The 18,093-nt window shown below is 69.8% G+C and carries 16 protein-coding genes; 15 read left to right on the top strand and 1 reads right to left on the bottom strand.

The features are described 5' to 3' along the window. Positions 1-19 precede the first annotated feature (19 nt). Complete coding sequence (locus tag G3I71_RS15495; RefSeq protein ID WP_164315083.1) at positions 20-2,227, bottom strand: elongation factor G-like protein EF-G2; 2,208 nt, start codon at positions 2,225-2,227, stop codon at positions 20-22. Positions 2,228-2,490: 263 nt separating this feature from the next. On the opposite strand from G3I71_RS15495, the gene pgsA reads away from it, so the two are divergent. From pgsA to G3I71_RS15420, 15 genes are all read left to right on the top strand, one after another. Next, positions 2,491-3,225 (top strand): phosphatidylinositol phosphate synthase, encoded by a 735-nt coding sequence (pgsA, locus tag G3I71_RS15490; RefSeq protein WP_164315262.1) that lies wholly within the window; start codon positions 2,491-2,493, stop codon positions 3,223-3,225. After that, the gene (locus tag G3I71_RS15485; RefSeq protein ID WP_164315082.1) at positions 3,222-4,169 is read left to right on the top strand and encodes a phosphatidylinositol mannoside acyltransferase; all 948 of its coding nucleotides are present in this window, start codon (positions 3,222-3,224) and stop codon (positions 4,167-4,169) included. The genes pgsA and G3I71_RS15485 overlap by 4 nt, the downstream gene beginning before the upstream one ends. Next, a complete protein-coding gene (locus G3I71_RS15480; RefSeq protein ID WP_164315080.1) occupies positions 4,166-5,335 on the top strand; it encodes a glycosyltransferase family 4 protein in 1,170 nt (389 codons plus the stop codon). Before G3I71_RS15485 ends, G3I71_RS15480 begins: the two co-directional genes overlap by 4 nt. A gap of 144 nt (positions 5,336-5,479) precedes the next feature. Then, a complete protein-coding gene (locus G3I71_RS15475) occupies positions 5,480-6,025 on the top strand; it encodes a LemA family protein (protein ID WP_164315079.1) in 546 nt (181 codons plus the stop codon). A 148-nt stretch (positions 6,026-6,173) separates the two neighbouring features. Beyond that, complete coding sequence (gene pdxS / locus G3I71_RS15470; protein ID WP_164315077.1) at positions 6,174-7,088, top strand: pyridoxal 5'-phosphate synthase lyase subunit PdxS; 915 nt, start codon at positions 6,174-6,176, stop codon at positions 7,086-7,088. 14 nt (positions 7,089-7,102) lie between these two features. After that, the gene (gene pdxT, locus G3I71_RS15465) at positions 7,103-7,735 is read left to right on the top strand and encodes a pyridoxal 5'-phosphate synthase glutaminase subunit PdxT (protein WP_164315075.1); all 633 of its coding nucleotides are present in this window, start codon (positions 7,103-7,105) and stop codon (positions 7,733-7,735) included. 48 nt (positions 7,736-7,783) lie between these two features. Beyond that, positions 7,784-8,536 (top strand): YebC/PmpR family DNA-binding transcriptional regulator, encoded by a 753-nt coding sequence (locus G3I71_RS15460; protein ID WP_164315073.1) that lies wholly within the window; start codon positions 7,784-7,786, stop codon positions 8,534-8,536. 141 nt (positions 8,537-8,677) lie between these two features. Next, the gene (ruvC, locus tag G3I71_RS15455; protein ID WP_164315072.1) at positions 8,678-9,295 is read left to right on the top strand and encodes a crossover junction endodeoxyribonuclease RuvC; all 618 of its coding nucleotides are present in this window, start codon (positions 8,678-8,680) and stop codon (positions 9,293-9,295) included. Further along, entirely contained in the window at positions 9,292-9,900 is a 609-nt protein-coding gene (ruvA, locus tag G3I71_RS15450; protein WP_164315070.1) for a Holliday junction branch migration protein RuvA, read from the top strand. Before ruvC ends, ruvA begins: the two co-directional genes overlap by 4 nt. A gap of 59 nt (positions 9,901-9,959) precedes the next feature. After that, on the top strand, positions 9,960-11,033 hold the full coding sequence (ruvB, locus tag G3I71_RS15445; protein ID WP_164315069.1) for a Holliday junction branch migration DNA helicase RuvB: 1,074 nt from the start codon (positions 9,960-9,962) through the stop codon (positions 11,031-11,033). Between the two features lie 175 nt (positions 11,034-11,208). Continuing rightward, a complete protein-coding gene (gene yajC / locus G3I71_RS15440; RefSeq protein ID WP_164315067.1) occupies positions 11,209-11,712 on the top strand; it encodes a preprotein translocase subunit YajC in 504 nt (167 codons plus the stop codon). A 146-nt stretch (positions 11,713-11,858) separates the two neighbouring features. Continuing rightward, entirely contained in the window at positions 11,859-13,637 is a 1,779-nt protein-coding gene (gene secD, locus G3I71_RS15435; RefSeq protein ID WP_164315065.1) for a protein translocase subunit SecD, read from the top strand. Position 13,638: 1 nt separating this feature from the next. Continuing rightward, positions 13,639-14,751, top strand: a complete 1,113-nt coding sequence (secF, locus tag G3I71_RS15430) for a protein translocase subunit SecF (RefSeq protein ID WP_164315063.1) — start codon at positions 13,639-13,641, stop codon at positions 14,749-14,751. Next, positions 14,748-15,287: an adenine phosphoribosyltransferase gene (locus tag G3I71_RS15425; RefSeq protein WP_164315060.1), complete on the top strand. Its 540-nt coding sequence runs from the start codon at positions 14,748-14,750 to the stop codon at positions 15,285-15,287. Before secF ends, G3I71_RS15425 begins: the two co-directional genes overlap by 4 nt. 193 nt (positions 15,288-15,480) lie before the next feature. Beyond that, entirely contained in the window at positions 15,481-18,009 is a 2,529-nt protein-coding gene (locus G3I71_RS15420; protein ID WP_164315059.1) for a bifunctional (p)ppGpp synthetase/guanosine-3',5'-bis(diphosphate) 3'-pyrophosphohydrolase, read from the top strand. Positions 18,010-18,093 lie beyond the last annotated feature (84 nt).

Raw genomic sequence — 18,093 nt, 5'->3', positions numbered from 1 at the left:
GCCGGGTCCCGGTTGCCAACTACGGTGCGCCCTGGGCCTGTTCGCGAACCCTCTCGGCGATCTGCGGTGGCATCGGTTCGTGCCGCGCGTACCTGCGGTCGAAGCGGGCGGTGCCGTGCGAGAGGGAGCGCAGATCGACGGCGTACCGGCCGATCTCGATCTCGGGCACCTCGGCCCGTACGAGGGTCCGCCCGCCACTGGCCTGCTCGGTGCCGACGACCCGGCCGCGCCGCCCGGACAGGTCGCTCATCACGGACCCCACGTAGCCGTCGCCGACCAGTACCGTCACCTCGGCCACGGGCTCGAGAAGATGGATCTTCGCGTCGGCGGCGGCCTCGCGCAGCGCGAGCGCGCCGGCGGTCTGGAACGCGGCGTCGGAGGAGTCCACCGAGTGCGCCTTGCCGTCGAGCAGTGTGATCCGTACGTCGATGAGCGGATACCCGGCGGCGACGCCCTTGCCGGCCTGGGCCCGGACGCCCTTCTCCACGGACGGGATGAACTGCCTGGGCACGGCGCCGCCGACGACCTTGTCCACGAACTCGATGCCCGAACCGCCGGGCAGCGGCTCCACCTCGATCGCACAGATCGCGAACTGCCCGTGCCCGCCCGACTGCTTCACATGACGTCCGCGCCCCGCCGACCGGCCACCGAACGTCTCCCGTAGGGAGACCCTGTGCGGTACGACATCCACCTGGACGCCGTACCGGTTGCGCAGCCGTTCCAGGGCGACGTCCGCGTGGGCCTCGCCCAGGCACCACAGGACCACCTGGTGGGTGTCCGGATTCTGTTCGAGCCGCATGGTGGGGTCCTCGGCGACGAGCCGGCCGAGGCCCTGGGAGAGCTTGTCCTCGTCCGCCTTGCTGTGCGCCTGGATGGCGAGTGGCAGCAACGGGTCGGGCATCTCCCACGGTTCCATCAGCAGTGGGTCGTCCTTCGCGGAGAGTGTGTCGCCGGTCTCCGCCCGGTTCAGCTTCGCCACACAGGCCAGGTCACCCGCGATGCAGTGCGTGAGCGCGCGCTGCTGCTTGCCGAAGGGCGCGGACAGGGCGCCGATGCGGGCGTCGGCTTCGTGGAGGGCACGGTCCTCGTGGCCGCGGTCGGCGAGTCCGTGCCCGGAGACATGGACCGTCTCGTCGGGCCGCAGGGTGCCGGAGAAGACGCGGACGAGCGACACCCGGCCCACGTAGGGGTCGCTGGCCGTCTTCACGACTTCCGCGACCAGCGGGCCGTCCGGATCGCAGAGCCTCAGCTCGCGCGGGCGCCCGTCCACCGTGGTGACCCCTGGTGCCGCGCGCTCCAGCGGGGTCGGGAAGCCCCCGGTGACCAGCTCCAGCAGCTCGACCGTGCCCAGGCCCTGCCGGGCACCCTCGGCGGCGGGGGCGGCGGCCAGCACGGGGAAGAAGGTCCCGCGCGCGACGGCGCGTTCCAGGTCCTCGACCAGCGTGCCGAAGTCGATCTCCTCGCCGCTCAGATAGCGGTCCATGAGGGTCTCGTCCTCGCTCTCCGCGATGATCCCCTCGATGAGCCGGTTGCGTGCCTCCTCGATGGCCGGGAGCTGGTCGGGGCCCGGTTCGGCCTCCTTGCGCTCCCCGGTGGAGTAGTCGAACAGCTTCCGTGAGAGCAGCCCGGTCAGCCCGGTCACGGGCGCGTGCCCGTCCGGCCCGGGCGCGCCGTGCAGCGGCAGGTAGAGCGGCAGGACGGCGTCGGGGTCGTCCGCGCCGAAGGCCTCCGCGCAGGTGCGCGTCATGTCGTCGAAGTCCGCGCGCGCGGACTCCAGATGCGTGACGACGATGGCCCGCGGCATGCCGACAGCCGCGCACTCCTCCCACACCATCCGCGTCGAGCCGTCCACCCCGTCGGAGGCCGAGACGACGAAAAGGGCCGCGTCCGCCGCGCGCAGACCGGCCCTGAGCTCCCCGACGAAGTCGGCGTATCCGGGAGTGTCCAGAATATTGATCTTGTACCCGCCCCATTCGACGGGCACCAGGGAGAGCTGTACCGAGCGGTGCTGCCGGTGCTCGATCTCGTCGTAGTCGGAGACGGTGCCGCCGTCCTCCACACGGCCCGCCCGGTTGACGGCCCCCGCGGTCAGCGCGAGAGCCTCCACCAGAGTCGTCTTGCCCGATCCGGAGTGGCCGACCAGCACCACATTCCGTATGGATGCGGGGTGGTCGGCCGCCGTAGCCCTGCCGGCGGCTCCGGGGTGTGCGTTCGCCTTGTCGCCCATGGTCCTGCCTCCCGTGCACGGTGAGGTCACTGTGGGCGCGGACGTGCCGAAGCCGCGTGCGGTGGCGGCTCCGGTGGCGCCCGCGGTGCTTTCGAGCTTTGCACTCGCCTCACGTCGCGTCCATACGACGGACGCGATCGCGCACGGGACGGTGTGCGTGGGGTGATCCGGGCTGCCGACATCCCGCTGTGACCCGGATGGCGTCAGGCCGTGACACGGGGGCGCGGGTGCCCGAACGTCGCACACGCGCGCGCGTGGCTACGATGGGCCAGCCGGTGGCCAGTAGGGGCCGCACGGCGACACCGACCCTCGGGAAGGCCATGCTGAACAAGTACGCGCGTGCATTCTTCACGCGTGTCCTCACACCGTTCGCAGCGTTTCTCATCCGCCGGGGCGTCAGCCCCGACACGGTCACGCTCCTCGGCACCGCCGGAGTGATCGCGGGCGCGCTGGTCTTCTACCCCAGGGGCGAGCTCTTCTGGGGCACGATCGTCATCACGCTGTTCGTCTTCTCGGACCTCGTCGACGGCAACATGGCCCGCCAGCTGGGCCGTTCCAGTCGCTGGGGCGCCTTCCTGGACTCCACCCTCGACCGGGTGGCCGACGGCGCGGTCTTCGGCGGCTTCGCCCTCTGGTACGCGGGCGGCGGGAACGACATCGTCCTGTGCGCGGTCTCCATCTTCTGTCTGACCAGCGGCCAGGTGGTCTCGTACACCAAGGCGCGCGGCGAGTCGATCGGCCTGCCGGTCGCCGTCAACGGCCTGATCGAGCGCGCCGAGCGCCTGGTGATCTCCCTGGTCGCGGCCGGTCTCTCGGGTATGCACAAGTTCGGGGTGCCCGGCATCCAGTACCTGCTGCCGGTCGCCCTGTGGATCGTCGCCGTCGGCAGCCTGGTCACGCTGATCCAGCGTGTCGTCACGGTCCGCCGGGAGTCCGCGGAGGCCGACGCGGCAGCCGAGAGCGGTAGCACCACGCAGAGCAGCGGGACGGCATCGTGAGCGACCTGCGGGATCGGCTGACCGACGGTGCGTACGCCGTGGGCTGGAGTGCCGTCAAGAAGCTCCCGGAGCCTGTCGCCGTCCGGCTCGGGCGGACCATCGCCGACCTCGCCTGGAAACGGCGCGGGGAGCGCGTGCTGCGGCTCGAGTCGAACTACGCGCGCGTGGTGCCCGACGCGACACCGGAGCGCCTCGCCGAACTGTCCCGCGCGGGCATGCGTTCGTACCTGCGCTACTGGATGGAGTCGTTCCGCCTGCCCGCGTGGAGCCCGGAGCGGGTGAAGGCGGGTTTCCAGCCGAAGGACCGGCACCACCTGACCGACGGTCTGGCCTCGGGCCGGGGTGTGGTCATCGCGCTTCCGCACCTGGGCAACTGGGACCTGGCCGGTGCCTGGGTCACCACCGAACTGGAGACACCGTTCACCACGGTCGCCGAGCGCCTGAAGCCGGAGACGCTGTACGACCGTTTCGTCGCCTACCGCGAGGGCCTGGGCATGGAGGTCCTGCCGCACACCGGCGGCACCACGTTCGGCACCCTGGCGCGGCGGCTGAGGGACGGCGGCCTGGTCTGCCTGGTCGCCGACCGGGACCTGTCAGCCTCGGGCGTCGAGGTGAAGTTCTTCGGCGACGCTGCCCGGATGCCTGCCGGACCGGCCCTGCTGGCCCAGCAGACCGGCGCACTCCTGATCCCGGTGACCCTGTGGTACGACGACTCGCCGATCATGCGCGGACGGATTCATCCCCCGATCGAGGTACCCGAGACAGGTACGAAGGCCGAGAAGACGTCAGTCATGACACAGGCGCTGGCCGATGCCTTCGCCACGGGAATCGCCGACCACCCGGAGGACTGGCACATGCTGCAGCGGCTGTGGCTCGCGGATCTCGACCCCGCCAAGGATCCCGTCAAGGATTCCGCCGATGATCCGGAGAAGGGGACCTCGTGAAGATCGGCATCGTCTGCCCCTACTCCTGGGACGTGCCGGGCGGCGTCCAGTTCCACATCCGCGACCTGGCCGAATACTTCATCCGTCTGGGCCACGAGGTCTCCGTCCTCGCCCCCGCCGACGACGACACCCCCCTTCCGCCGTACGTCGTCTCGGCCGGCCGCGCGATCCCGGTGCCGTACAACGGCTCGGTGGCCCGCCTCAACTTCGGGTTCCTGTCGGCGGCACGAGTACGACGGTGGCTGCACGACGGCGAGTTCGACGTGCTCCACATCCATGAGCCTGCCTCGCCCTCGCTCGGCCTGCTGGCCTGCTGGGCGGCGCAGGGTCCGATCGTGGCCACCTTCCACACCTCGAACCCGCGCTCCCGGGCCATGATCGCCGCGTACTCGATGCTGCAGGCCGCCCTGGAGAAGATCAGCGCCCGGATCGCGGTGAGCGAGTACGCCCGGCGCACGCTGGTGGAACACCTGGGCGGCGACGCGGTCGTCATCCCGAACGGTGTGGACGTCGACTCCTTCGCCGGGGCCAAGCCGAAGCCCGAGTGGCAGGGCGACACGATCGGCTTCATCGGCCGTATCAACGAACCCCGCAAGGGTCTGCCGGTCCTGATGAAGGCGCTCCCGAAGATCCTCGCCGCCCGCCCCGAGACGAGGCTGCTGATCGCGGGCCGCGGCGACGAGGAGGAGGCGCTGGAGGGCCTGCCGTCGGAGCTGCGCTCGCGCGTCGAGTTCCTGGGCATGGTCAGCGACGAGGACAAGGCACGGCTGCTGCGCAGTGTGGACGTGTACATCGCCCCCAACACCGGCGGAGAGAGCTTCGGCATCATCCTGGTCGAGGCGCTGTCGGCGGGCGCACCGGTCCTGGCCTCGGACCTCGACGCCTTCGCCCAGGTCCTGGACCAGGGAGCGGCCGGCGAACTGTTCACGAACGAGGACGCGGACGCCCTGGCCGACGCGGCCGTACGGCTGCTGGGCGACCCCGCCCGCCGGGCGGAGCTGCGGGAGCGGGGCAGCGCCCATGTGCGGCGGTTCGACTGGTCGACGGTGGGGGCGGACATCCTGTCCGTGTACGAGACGGTGACGGACGGCACGACAGCGGTCGCGGCGGACGAGCGTACGGCGACGGGGCTGCGGGCGCGATTGGGGCTGGCGGCCCGGGACTGAGCGGGGCGGGACCATCCAGCCCGTCCGGCGTTTGAGGACGAGGCCGTTCAGGCCGAAGCGGGGCCTGGGGGCGGCAGCCCCCAGAGGACGCCCAGGTGAGGGACTCCGCGGAACCAGCGGAGCGCCCATGTAGCGTTGCCGCCCGTGACCCCAACCCTCATCTGGATCCTTGTCGGGCTCGTCGCGATCGGCCTCTACCTGAGCTGGACCGCAGGGCGGCTCGACCGTCTGCACGCCCGCATCGACGCCACCCGCGCCGGTCTCGACGCCCAGTTGCTGCGTCGGGCTTCCGTCGCCCAGGAACTGGCGACGTCGGGCGTCCTCGACCCGGCCGCCTCGATCGTGCTGTACGAGGCGGCGCACGCCGCGCGGCAGGCCGAGGAGGAGCAGCGGGAGGTCGCCGAGAGCGAGTTGAGCCAGGCGCTGCGGGCCGTCTTCGGGGAGTCGGCACAGGTCGAGGCGGTGCGGGAGGTGCCCGGCGGGGAGGCGGCGGCGCGTGAGCTGACCGAGGCGGTGCGCAGGGTGCCGATGGCCCGGCGGTTCCACAACGACGCGGTGCGGGCGGCGCGGGCGTTGCGGCGGCATCGCAAAGTGCGCTGGTTCCGGCTGGCGGGGCACGCGGCGTTCCCGCTGGCGTTCGAGATGGACGACGAGGCGCCGACGGCACTGTCGGAGCGTGCGCCGGCGTAAACGCGGTTTCCCCGCCCCCGGGCGGACCGAAAATCGGCCTCGGGGGCGAAAACGATCCACCGGCTCCCCATTGGCTCTTGCTGTGGACTGGTTCCCTCCAGTTTCCTCGGTACTGCAGCAACCCTCTTTCACCGAGTGAGGTCAAACCGTGTCCAGCACGCTCTCCAACTTCGCCCAGACGCCCGAAACCGGCACCGCCCGTGTGAAGCGCGGCATGGCCGAGCAGCTCAAGGGCGGTGTGATCATGGACGTGGTCAACGCCGAGCAGGCCAAGATCGCCGAGGACGCCGGCGCCGTCGCCGTCATGGCCCTGGAGCGTGTCCCGGCGGACATCCGCAAGGACGGCGGCGTGGCCCGGATGTCCGACCCGGACATGATCGAGGGCATCATCGAGGCCGTGTCCATCCCGGTCATGGCGAAGTCCCGCATCGGCCACTTCGTCGAGGCCCAGGTCCTGCAGTCCCTCGGCGTCGACTACATCGACGAGTCCGAGGTGCTGACCCCCGCCGACGAGGTCAACCACTCCGACAAGTGGGCCTTCACCACCCCCTTCGTCTGTGGCGCCACCAACCTCGGTGAGGCCCTGCGCCGTATCGCCGAGGGCGCCGCGATGATCCGCTCCAAGGGCGAGGCCGGCACCGGCAACGTCGTCGAGGCCGTCCGCCACCTGCGGCAGATCAAGAACGAGATCGCCCGTCTGCGCGGCTACGACAACAACGAGCTGTACGCCGCCGCCAAGGACCTGCAGGCCCCGTACGAGCTCGTCCAGGAAGTCGCCGAACTCGGCAAGCTGCCGGTCGTACTGTTCTCCGCCGGTGGTGTGGCTACCCCCGCCGACGCCGCGCTCATGCGTCAGCTGGGCGCCGAGGGTGTCTTCGTCGGCTCCGGCATCTTCAAGTCCGGCGACCCCGCCAAGCGCGCCGCCGCCATCGTGAAGGCGACCACCTTCTACGACGACCCGAAGATCATCGCGGACGCGTCCCGCAACCTCGGCGAGGCCATGGTCGGCATCAACTGCGACACCCTCCCCGAAGCCGAGCGCTACGCGAACCGGGGCTGGTAGCAGCCATGTCACCCATGTACGACACCCCCGTCGTCGGTGTCCTGGCCCTCCAGGGCGACGTACAGGAGCACCTCATCGCCCTGGCCGAGGCGGACGCCCTGGCCAGGCCGGTGCGGCGCCCCGAGGAACTGGCCGAGGTGGACGGCCTGATCATCCCGGGCGGTGAGTCCACCACCATCTCCAAGCTGGCCGTCCTCTTCGGCGTGATGGAGCCCCTCCGCGCGCGCGTGCGCGCCGGAATGCCCGTGTACGGCACCTGCGCCGGCATGATCATGCTCGCCGACAAGATCCTCGACCCGCGCTCGGGTCAGGAGACCGTCGGCGGCATCGACATGATCGTGCGCCGCAACGCCTTCGGACGCCAGAACGAGTCCTTCGAAGCGGCGGTCGACGTGAAGGGCGTAGCGGGCGATCCTGTAGAGGGCGTCTTCATCCGTGCCCCCTGGGTCGAGTCCGTGGGCGCCGAGGCCGAGGTGCTCGCCGAGCACGCCGGTCACATCGTCGCCGTACGCCAGGGCAACGCGCTCGCCACGTCGTTCCACCCGGAACTGACCGGCGACCACCGCGTCCACTCCCTGTTCGTCGGCATGGTGCGGGCCGACATGGCACGCGCGGTGGGCGCGGACCGTACAGCGGAGTCCTTGTAGGATCTCTGGGGTTCGTACAGAGATGGGTTACGCGAAGGAGACAGGCAGATGTCCGGCCACTCTAAATGGGCTACGACGAAGCACAAGAAGGCCGTGATCGACGCCAAGCGCGGCAAGCTCTTCGCGAAGATGATCAAAAACATCGAGGTTGCGGCACGTACGGGCGGCGCCGACGTGTCCGGCAACCCCACGCTGTTCGACGCCATCCAGAAGGCCAAGAAGAGCTCGGTTCCGAACAAGAACATCGACTCCGCGGTCAAGCGCGGCGCCGGCCTCGAAGCCGGTGGCGCCGACTACGAGACGATCATGTACGAGGGTTACGGCCCCAACGGTGTCGCGGTGCTCATCGAGTGCCTCACCGACAACCGCAACCGCGCCGCCTCGGACGTCCGTGTCGCCATGACCCGCAACGGCGGCAACATGGCCGATCCCGGCTCCGTCTCGTACCTCTTCAACCGCAAGGGCGTCATCGTCGTCCCCAAGGGTGAGCTGGCCGAGGACGACGTCCTGGGTGCCGTGCTGGAAGCCGGCGCCGAGGAGGTCAACGACCACGGTGAGTCCTTCGAGGTCATCTCCGAGGCCACCGACCTGGTCGCGGTGCGCACCGCGCTCCAGGAGGCCGGCATCGACTACGACTCGGCCGACGCCAACTTCGTCCCGACCATGCAGGTCGAACTGGACGAGGACGGCGCCAGGAAGATCTTCAAACTGATCGACGCGCTCGAGGACAGCGACGACGTGCAGAACGTCTTCGCCAACTTCGACGTCAGCGACGAGGTCATGGAGAAGGTCGACGCGTAGCGCCGGCTCGAAGCGAGCGGTTCCGGCGGGCCGGTGGGACACGTCCCACCGGCCCGCCGCTGTTGTCAGTGGCAGCGGATAGCCTGACGGCAGTCAAAGATCACCGTCGACGGACCGCGACCGGACAGAGGGGTGGGGCGGGTGCGCGTACTCGGAGTCGACCCGGGACTGACCCGTTGCGGGGTCGGCGTCGTCGAGGGCGTCCCCGGGCGCCCGCTGACGATGGTGGGCGTCGGTGTCGTCCGTACGCCCGCCGATGCCGAACTGGGCATGCGTCTCGTCGCGATCGAGCAGGGCATCGAGCGGTGGCTCGACGAGCATCGGCCCGAAGTCGTCGCTGTGGAGCGGGTGTTCAGTCAGCACAACGTCCGTACGGTGATGGGCACGGCCCAGGCCAGTGCTGTCGCGATGCTGTGTGCGGCCCGGCGCGGCATTCCCGTCGCCCTGCACACCCCCAGCGAGGTCAAGGCCGCCGTCACCGGCAGCGGACGAGCCGACAAGGCCCAGGTCGGCGCGATGGTGACCCGGCTGCTCCGGCTCGACGCGCCCCCCAAACCGGCCGACGCCGCCGACGCCCTCGCGCTCGCCATCTGCCACATCTGGCGCGCACCCGCCCAGACGCGCCTTCAGCAGGCCGTCGCGCAGAACCGGTTCCAGCAGGCTGTCGCTCTCCACAAGGCGCAGGCCGCTGGAGCGACTGCCCCGACCACAGCACCCGTATCGACCACAGCACCCGCCTCGAAAGGCCGCCCCGCATGATCGCCTTCGTCAGCGGCCCGGTCGCCGCCCTCGCTCCCGACTCCGCGGTGGTCGAGGTGGGCGGGATCGGCATCGCCGTCCAGTGCGCCCCCAACACACTGTCCGGACTCAGGATGGGACAGCAGGCCAGACTCGCCACCTCCCTGGTGGTCCGCGAGGACTCCCTGACCCTTTACGGGTTCCAGGACGACGACGAGCGGCGGACCTTCGAGCTGCTCCAGACCGCGAGCGGTGTCGGCCCCCGCCTGGCCCAGGCCATGCTGGCCGTCCACTCGCCGGACGCCCTGCGCCGCGCGGTGTCCACTGCGGACGAGAAAGCGCTGATCGCCGTGCCCGGTATCGGCAAGAGGGGCGCCCAGAAACTGCTCCTGGAGCTGAAGGACCGCCTCGGCGCACCTCTCGGCACCGGCCCCGCCATCGGCTCCGCGGTCACCACCGGCTGGCGCGACCAGCTGCACGCCGCCCTGATCGGACTCGGGTACGCGACCCGTGAGGCCGACGAGGCCGTGGCCGCCGTGACACCCCAGGCCGAGGCCGCCGAAGGCGCGCCCCAGATCGGCCAGTTGCTGAAGGCGGCCCTGCAGACCCTCAACAGAGCCCGCTGACCAGCAGAGTTGGCCGGCGGCACGAACCACACAACCGACCGCTACCGCGAGGCACACGCATGAACTGGGACGACACGACCGACGAGAGCACCGCCCCCGAGCGGCTCGTCGCCGCGTCCGCCGACGGCGAGGACCAGGCCGTCGACGCCGCCCTGCGTCCCAAGGACCTGGACGAGTTCATCGGCCAGGAGAAGGTCCGCGCGCAGCTCGACCTCGTCCTGCGCGCAGCACGCGCGCGTGGCGCCACCGCCGACCACGTGCTGCTCTCCGGTGCCCCAGGCCTCGGCAAGACCACTCTCTCGATGATCATCGCGGCCGAGATGGGCGCCCCCATCCGCATCACCAGCGGCCCCGCCATCCAGCACGCCGGCGACCTCGCGGCGATCCTCTCCTCCCTCCAGGAGGGAGAGGTCCTCTTCCTCGACGAGATCCACCGCATGTCCCGGCCCGCCGAGGAGATGCTCTACATGGCGATGGAGGACTTCCGCGTCGACGTGATCGTCGGCAAGGGCCCGGGCGCCACCGCCATCCCCCTCGAACTGCCCCCGTTCACGCTGGTCGGCGCCACCACGCGCGCGGGGCTGCTGCCGCCCCCGCTGCGCGACCGCTTCGGCTTCACCGCGCACATGGAGTTCTACGAACCGGCCGAGCTGCAGCGCGTCATCCACCGCTCCGCGAACCTCCTCGACGTGGAGATCGGTGCCGACGGCGCCGCCGAGATCGCCGGCCGCTCGCGTGGCACCCCCCGTATCGCCAACCGCCTGCTGCGCCGCGTCCGGGACTACGCGCAGGTGAAGGCCGACGGCGTCATCACGCCCGACATCGCGCGGGCGGCCCTGAAGGTCTACGAGGTCGACGCCCGCGGTCTCGACCGCCTCGACAGAGGTGTCCTCGAAGCGCTGCTCAAGCTGTTCGGCGGCGGACCGGTCGGGCTCTCCACGCTGGCCATCGCGGTGGGAGAGGAGCGGGAGACCGTCGAGGAGGTCGCCGAGCCCTTCCTCGTACGGGAGGGACTGCTGGCCCGTACCCCGCGCGGACGCGTCGCGACGCCCGCCGCATGGGCGCATCTCGGCCTCACGCCCCCCCGTTCCACAACGGGGGGAAGCGGACAACAGGACCTGTTCGGGGCGTGAGGGCGCGGCTGCTCGCGGGCTCAGGAACCGTGGTGCCATGCTGAGCGTTGTTCCTTGAGCGCGGACTCGCTTAGACTCCGCCGATGCCGCCTCTGTAACTTCGTAGGTGGCGCCGACCACACCCCCATCCACCAGGCCGCTCACCGACGCGGTAGTGCGAAGGAAATTCCGTCCCGTGAATCCTGTGACCCTCCTCCCGTTCATCGTGCTCATCGGGGCCATGTTCCTGATGACCCGCTCGGCCAAGCGCAAGCAGCAGGCCGCCGCGCAGATGCGCAATGACATGCAGCCCGGCACCGGTGTCCGCACGATCGGGGGCATGTACGCGACGGTCAAGGAGGTCAACGAGGAGACGGTCCTTCTTGACGCGGGCCCGGGTGTGGAGCTTCTCTTCGCGAAGAACTCCATCGGCGCCGTCCTCGGCGACGACGAGTACAACCGCATCGTTCACGGCATCGAGCACGACCTGAAGACCGACGAAGCCGTCGTCCCGGACGACGCCTCCTCCCTCACCGAGACCGACGAGCCCTCCGACGACGCTTCCGCCGCTTCCGACGACAAGCCCATCGACCTCGGCAAGAAGGACGCGGCCGACGAACCGGCCGACGAGACCGAGGCCGCCGAGGTGAAGGCGGAAGAAGAGCCGAAGAAGATCGACGGCGAGTCCGACGCGAAGTAGCCGTGTTCCGGGGGAGGAGCGCGGCGCGATCCGCTCGCGTCCCGTACCCCCGGCACGTGCGGTTCTCGCAGGGAGTCCCGACACCATGTCATGGCCGCCGACCGCGCTGACCCGGCGCGAGGCGGCCCGAGAGGGAGTACGAGAAGGTGGCAGCACCTAAGAAGGGCCGGAGCGCAAGCTCCCAGAGCAAGCCAGGACGCTCGCTGGCCCTCATTCTGATCGCCATCGTGGCGCTCACCGGAGGCATGTTCCTCTCGGGGCACACGACTCCGCGTCTCGGCATCGACCTGGCCGGTGGTACGAGCATCACGCTCACGGCGAAGAACGAGCCGGGCCAGCCGAACGCGATCAACAAGACCAACATGGACATCGCGGTCGACATCATGAACCGCCGTGTCAACGGTCTTGGCGTCTCCGAGGCAGAGGTGCAGACCCAGGGATCCGACAACATCATTGTCAACATCCCCAAGGGCACGAACTCCAAGCAGGCCCGGGACCAGGTCGGTACCACCGCCAAGCTCTACTTCCGACCGGTTCTGGCCCTTGACCCCCAGGGTGTCGCCGCGACGGCCAGCCCCACGCCGAGCGCGAGCACGTCCGGCAGTCCTTCGCCGTCGGCCTCGGAGACGGGCGACAAGGCGACCTCGACGTCGTCCGGCTCGCCCAGCCCGTCGGCCAGCACGACCTCGCAGGGTCGCCCGGTCACCGACGCGCTGAAGGCCGACGCGACCCCGACGCCGAGCACCACGTCGTCCGCGACCGCGACCGCGTCCGCCAGTGCCTCGGCCTCGGCGAGCGCCACCCCCGACGCGGCGACCGCGGCGCTCCAGGCGAAGTACTTGGCGCTCGACTGCACCAAGAAGGCGGTCCGCGCCGTCACCGGTGACGGCGTCAAGCCCACAGAGCCGACGGTGGCCTGCGGCAAGGACTCAAAGGGGCAGTGGACGAAGTTCGTCCTCGGCCCGGCCGAGGTGTCCGGCACCGAGGTCAAGAAGGCCCAGGCGGTCTTCGACACCCAGGGTGTCGCGGGCTGGCAGGTCAACATGGACTTCACGTCCAAGGGCAGCAAGCAGTTCGCGGATGTCACCGGTCGCCTCGCTCAGAACCAGGAACCGCAGAACGAGTTCGGCATCGTCCTGGACGGTGAGGTCGTCTCCAACCCGTATGTCAGCGCGGCGATCTCGGGTGGCTCCGCACAGATCTCCGGCAGCTTCACCCAGACCGAGGCCCAGGACCTGGCCAACATGCTGTCGTACGGTGCGCTTCCGCTCACCTTCCACGAGTCGAGCGTCAGCACGGTCAGCCCTGCACTCGGCGGCGAGCAGCTGCACGCCGGTCTGATCGCGGGCGCGATCGGCCTGGCCCTGGTCGTCATCTACCTGGTGGTCTACTACCGGGGCCTGTCGACCGTCGCCATCGCCTCCCTGTTGGTCTCCGCCGCCCTCACCTACGTGATCATGGCGCTGCTCGGTCCGGCCATCGGCTTCGCGCTGAACCTGCCGGCCGTCTGCGGCGCGATCGTCGCGATCGGTATCACCGCGGACTCGTTCATCGTGTTCTTCGAACGCATCCGCGACGAGATCCGCGAGGGCCGTACCCTGCGGCCCGCCGTCGAGCGTGCCTGGCCGCGCGCCCGGCGCACCATCCTGGTCTCCGACTTCGTGTCCTTCCTGGCCGCCGCGGTGCTCTTCATCGTCACCGTCGGCAAGGTCCAGGGCTTCGCGTTCACGCTCGGTCTGACCACCCTGCTCGACGTGGTCGTCGTCTTCTTCTTCACCAAGCCGCTGATGACGATCCTCGCCCGCAAGAAGTTCTTCGCGGAGGGCCACCGCTGGTCCGGCCTCGACCCGCAGCGCCTGGGCGCCCAACCGCCGCTCCGTCGCACCCGTCGCGCGTCCGCGCCCGTCGACATGAAGGAGGCGTGAGATGTCGAAACTCGGCACCCTCGGCGCCCGGCTCCACCGCGGCGAGATCGGCTACGACTTCGTCGGCAAGCGTTTCATCTGGTACGGCATCTCGATCCTGATCACCATCACGGCCATCCTCGGCCTGTCGGTGCGCGGCCTGAACATGGGCATCGAGTTCGAGGGCGGTGCCGTCTTCACCATCGAGAAGACCAGCGTTTCGGTGAGCCAGGCCGAGAAATACGCGGAACAGGCTTCCGGCCACGACGCGATCGTCCAGAAGCTCGGCAAGGACGGCCTGCGCATCCAGGTCGCCACCATCGACACCGGGGCGGCGGACAAGGTCTCGGCGAAGCTCGCCACCGACCTCGGCATTCCGGAGAAGAACATCACCGGCGAGCTGGTCGGCCCCAGTTGGGGTGACCAGGTCGCGAACAAGGCCTGGCAGGGCCTGGTGATCTTCATGATCCTTGTGGTGATCTATCTGGCCATCGCCTTCGAGTGGCGCATGGCCATCGCCGCGCTCGTGGCGCTCATCCACGACATCACGATCACGGTCGGCATCTACGCCCTCGTCGGCTTCGAGGTGACGCCCGGTACGGTGATCGGTCTGCTGACGATCCTCGGGTACTCGCTCTACGACACGGTCGTCGTCTTCGACAGCCTCAAAGAGCAGACCAAGGACATCACCAAGCAGACCCGCTGGACCTACAGCGAGATCGCCGACCGGTCGATCAACGGCACCCTGGTCCGCTCGATCAACACCACGGTGGTCGCGCTCCTCCCGGTCGCCGGCCTGCTGTTCATCGGCGGCGGTGTGCTCGGCGCGGGCATGCTCAACGACATCTCGCTGTCGCTGTTCGTCGGCCTCGCGGCCGGCGCGTACTCCTCGATCTTCATCGCCACGCCGCTCGTCGCCGACCTCAAGGAGCGCGAGCCGCAGATGAAGGCCCTGAGGAAGCGTGTCCTGGCCAAGCGGGCGCAGGGCGCGCAGGGTGACGCCCCGGCGTCCCGGGTCAGCGACGAGCAGCAGTACGACGAGGACGACGACGCTGCTCCGGCGGTCGTCGGGCCGCGCAACCAGCCGGCCTCCCGCAATCGCGGTCGTGGGCGGCCCTCGGGCAAGCGCCGATGACCGCGGTCAAGGAGCTGCTGCTCAGCCGTATCCGCGATGTGGCGGACTACCCGGAGCCGGGGGTGATGTTCAAGGACATCACCCCGCTCCTGGCGGACCCCGAGGCGTTCACCGCGCTCACCGACGCCCTGGCCGACATCGCTGTCCGCAGCGGTGCCACGAAGATCGTCGGCCTGGAGGCCCGCGGCTTCATCCTGGGCGCCCCGGTCGCGGTCCGGGCCGGCCTGGGCTTCATCCCCATACGCAAGGCGGGCAAGCTCCCCGGAGCCACGCTCAGTCAGGCGTACGACCTGGAGTACGGCTCCGCCGAGATCGAGGTGCACGCCGAGGACCTGAACGCGGGAGACCGCGTCCTGGTGATCGACGACGTACTGGCCACGGGCGGCACCGCCGAGGCCTCGGTCCAGCTGATCCGGCGAACGGGCGCGGAGGTCGCGGGTCTGGCGATCCTCCTGGAGCTCGGTTTCCTCGGCGGCAGGCAGCGGCTCGAACCCGTTCTGTCGGGAGCGTTGCTGGAGTCGCTGATCACCGTCTGAGGCACCCACAGGGCTGCCTGCGGACACATGGAGCGACGGAGGGGCGGGCACCGGAGGAATCCGGCGCCCGCCCCTCGCGTTTCTCCGGTAGAAGGCCGTCGCAGCGGCCTGGACGCGATGCCGGTGCCCGGGATCGCTACCATGGGGTCTCCGGAGCCTGACCGGGGACCCGGATCGCGCACGAGGAGTCCTCTTGGCAGACGAGGCCCAGCCCCTGACCGCCGCCAAGCCCGAGCCCGGCTCGGAGCCCGCGGCAGCGCCCGAGCGGACGGCGAACGACGACGCGCACGGGCCGGTCGAGCACGCCCAGGCAGCGCCTGTCGAGCGGGCACCCGAGCCCTCGCGTCCCAAGCCGGCCACGCCCGAGCCCGCCCCCGGCCCGGCCCCCGCGCCCGCGGTCCGTCCGGCGGCCTCCGGCCAGCTCGCCCGCTCCGGCTCCCCCAACCGTGTACGTGCCCGGCTGGCCCGGCTCGGCGTGCAGCGCTCCAACCCGTACAACCCGGTCCTCGAACCGCTGCTGCGGGCGGTGCGCAGCAACGACCCGAAGATCGAGACGGCGACGCTCCGCCAGATCGAGAACGCCTACCAGGTCGCCGAGCGCTGGCACCGCGGCCAGAAGCGCAAGAGCGGCGACCCGTACATCACCCACCCGCTGGCCGTCACCACGATCCTCGCCGAACTGGGTATGGACCCGGCGACACTGATGGCGGGCCTGCTGCACGACACGGTCGAGGACACCGAGTACGGCCTGGACCAGCTGCGCCGCGACTTCGGCGACTCCGTCGCGCTTCTCGTGGACGGCGTCACCAAGCTGGACAAGGTCAAGTTCGGCGAGGCCGCACAGGCCGAGACCGTGCGCAAGATGGTCGTCGCGATGGCCAAGGACCCACGCGTCCTGGTCATCAAGCTCGCCGACCGGCTGCACAACATGCGCACCATGCGCTATCTCAAGCGTGAGAAGCAGGAGAAGAAGGCGCGCGAGACGCTGGAGATCTACGCGCCGCTCGCCCATCGCCTGGGCATGAACACCATCAAGTGGGAACTGGAGGACCTCGCTTTCGCGATCCTCTACCCCAAGATGTACGACGAGATCGTCCGGCTGGTGGCCGAGAGGGCACCGAAGCGTGACGAGTACCTGGCCATAGTGACGGACGAGGTCCAGTCCGACCTGCGCGCGGCCCGCATCAAAGCGGGGGTCACCGGCCGCCCGAAGCACTACTACAGCGTCTACCAGAAGATGATCGTCCGAGGCCGTGACTTCGCGGAGATCTACGACCTCGTGGGTATTCGTGTACTTGTCGACACGGTTCGTGACTGTTACGCCGCCCTCGGCACCGTGCACGCGCGCTGGAACCCGGTCCCCGGCCGGTTCAAGGACTACATCGCGATGCCCAAGTTCAACATGTACCAGTCGCTGCACACGACGGTCATCGGCCCCAACGGCAAGCCCGTCGAACTCCAGATCCGTACGTTCGACATGCACCGCCGTGCCGAGTACGGCATCGCCGCGCACTGGAAGTACAAGCAGGAGGCCGTCGCCGGCGCCTCCAAGGTGCGGTCGGACCAGCCGAGAACCACCGGCAAGGACGACCACCTCAACGACATGGCCTGGCTGCGGCAGCTGCTGGACTGGCAGAAGGAGACGGAGGACCCCAGCGAGTTCCTGGAGTCCCTGCGCTTCGACCTGTCCCGCAACGAGGTCTTCGTCTTCACGCCCAAGGGCGACGTGATCGCGCTTCCGGCGGGCGCGACCCCGGTCGACTTCTCGTACGCGGTGCACACCGAGGTCGGCCACCGGACCATAGGGGCACGGGTCAACGGCCGCCTCGTACCGCTCGAATCCACCCTGGACAACGGCGATCTGGTGGAGGTCTTCACCTCCAAGGCGGCCGGCGCGGGGCCCTCCCGCGACTGGCTCGGCTTCGTCAAGTCGCCGCGCGCCCGCAACAAGATCCGCGCCTGGTTCTCCAAGGAGCGGCGCGACGAGGCGATCGAACAGGGCAAGGACGCCATCGCGCGCGCGATGCGCAAACAGAACCTGCCGATCCAGCGCATCCTCACCGGCGACTCCCTCGTCACCCTCGCCCACGAGATGCGCTACCCGGACATCTCGTCCCTGTACGCGGCGATCGGCGAGGGCCATGTGGCCGCGCAGAACGTCGTACAGAAGCTCGTGCAGGCGCTCGGCGGCGAGGAGGCGGCCACCGAGGAGATCGACGAGTCCGTTCCGCCCGCCCGTGGCCGCAAGCGGCGCACCAACAACGACCCGGGTGTGGTCGTCAAGGGCGTCGACGACGTCTGGGTGAAGCTCGCCCGCTGCTGTACGCCCGTACCCGGCGACCCCATCATCGGTTTCGTCACGCGCGGTAGTGGCGTATCGGTTCACCGCAACGACTGCGTGAACATCGAGTCACTGAACCGGGAGCCCGAGCGCATCCTCGAGGTCGAGTGGGCGCCCACCCAGTCCTCGGTCTTCCTGGTCGCCATCCAGGTCGAGGCCCTGGACCGCTCGCGCCTCCTCTCGGACGTCACCCGCGTCCTGTCGGACCAGCACGTCAACATCCTGTCGGCGGCCGTCCAGACGTCGAGGGACCGGGTGGCCACCTCGCGCTTCACCTTCGAGATGGGCGACCCCAAGCACCTGGGGCACGTCCTGAAGGCCGTCAGGGGCGTCGAGGGCGTGTACGACGTGTACCGGGTGACCTCGGCCCGCAGGCCGTAACCACAAGCGGTACGCAGGTACGCAGAGGGGCTCCCGTACGAGATGTACGGGAGCCCCTCTGCGTAGCAGCGTGCAGGCAGACCA

The organism is Streptomyces sp. SID12501 (assembly GCF_010550245.1).
Classification (GTDB): domain Bacteria; phylum Actinomycetota; class Actinomycetes; order Streptomycetales; family Streptomycetaceae; genus Streptomyces.
The sequence above is the reverse complement of the archived record's forward strand: the minus strand, read 5'-3'. Positions and strand labels throughout refer to the sequence as shown.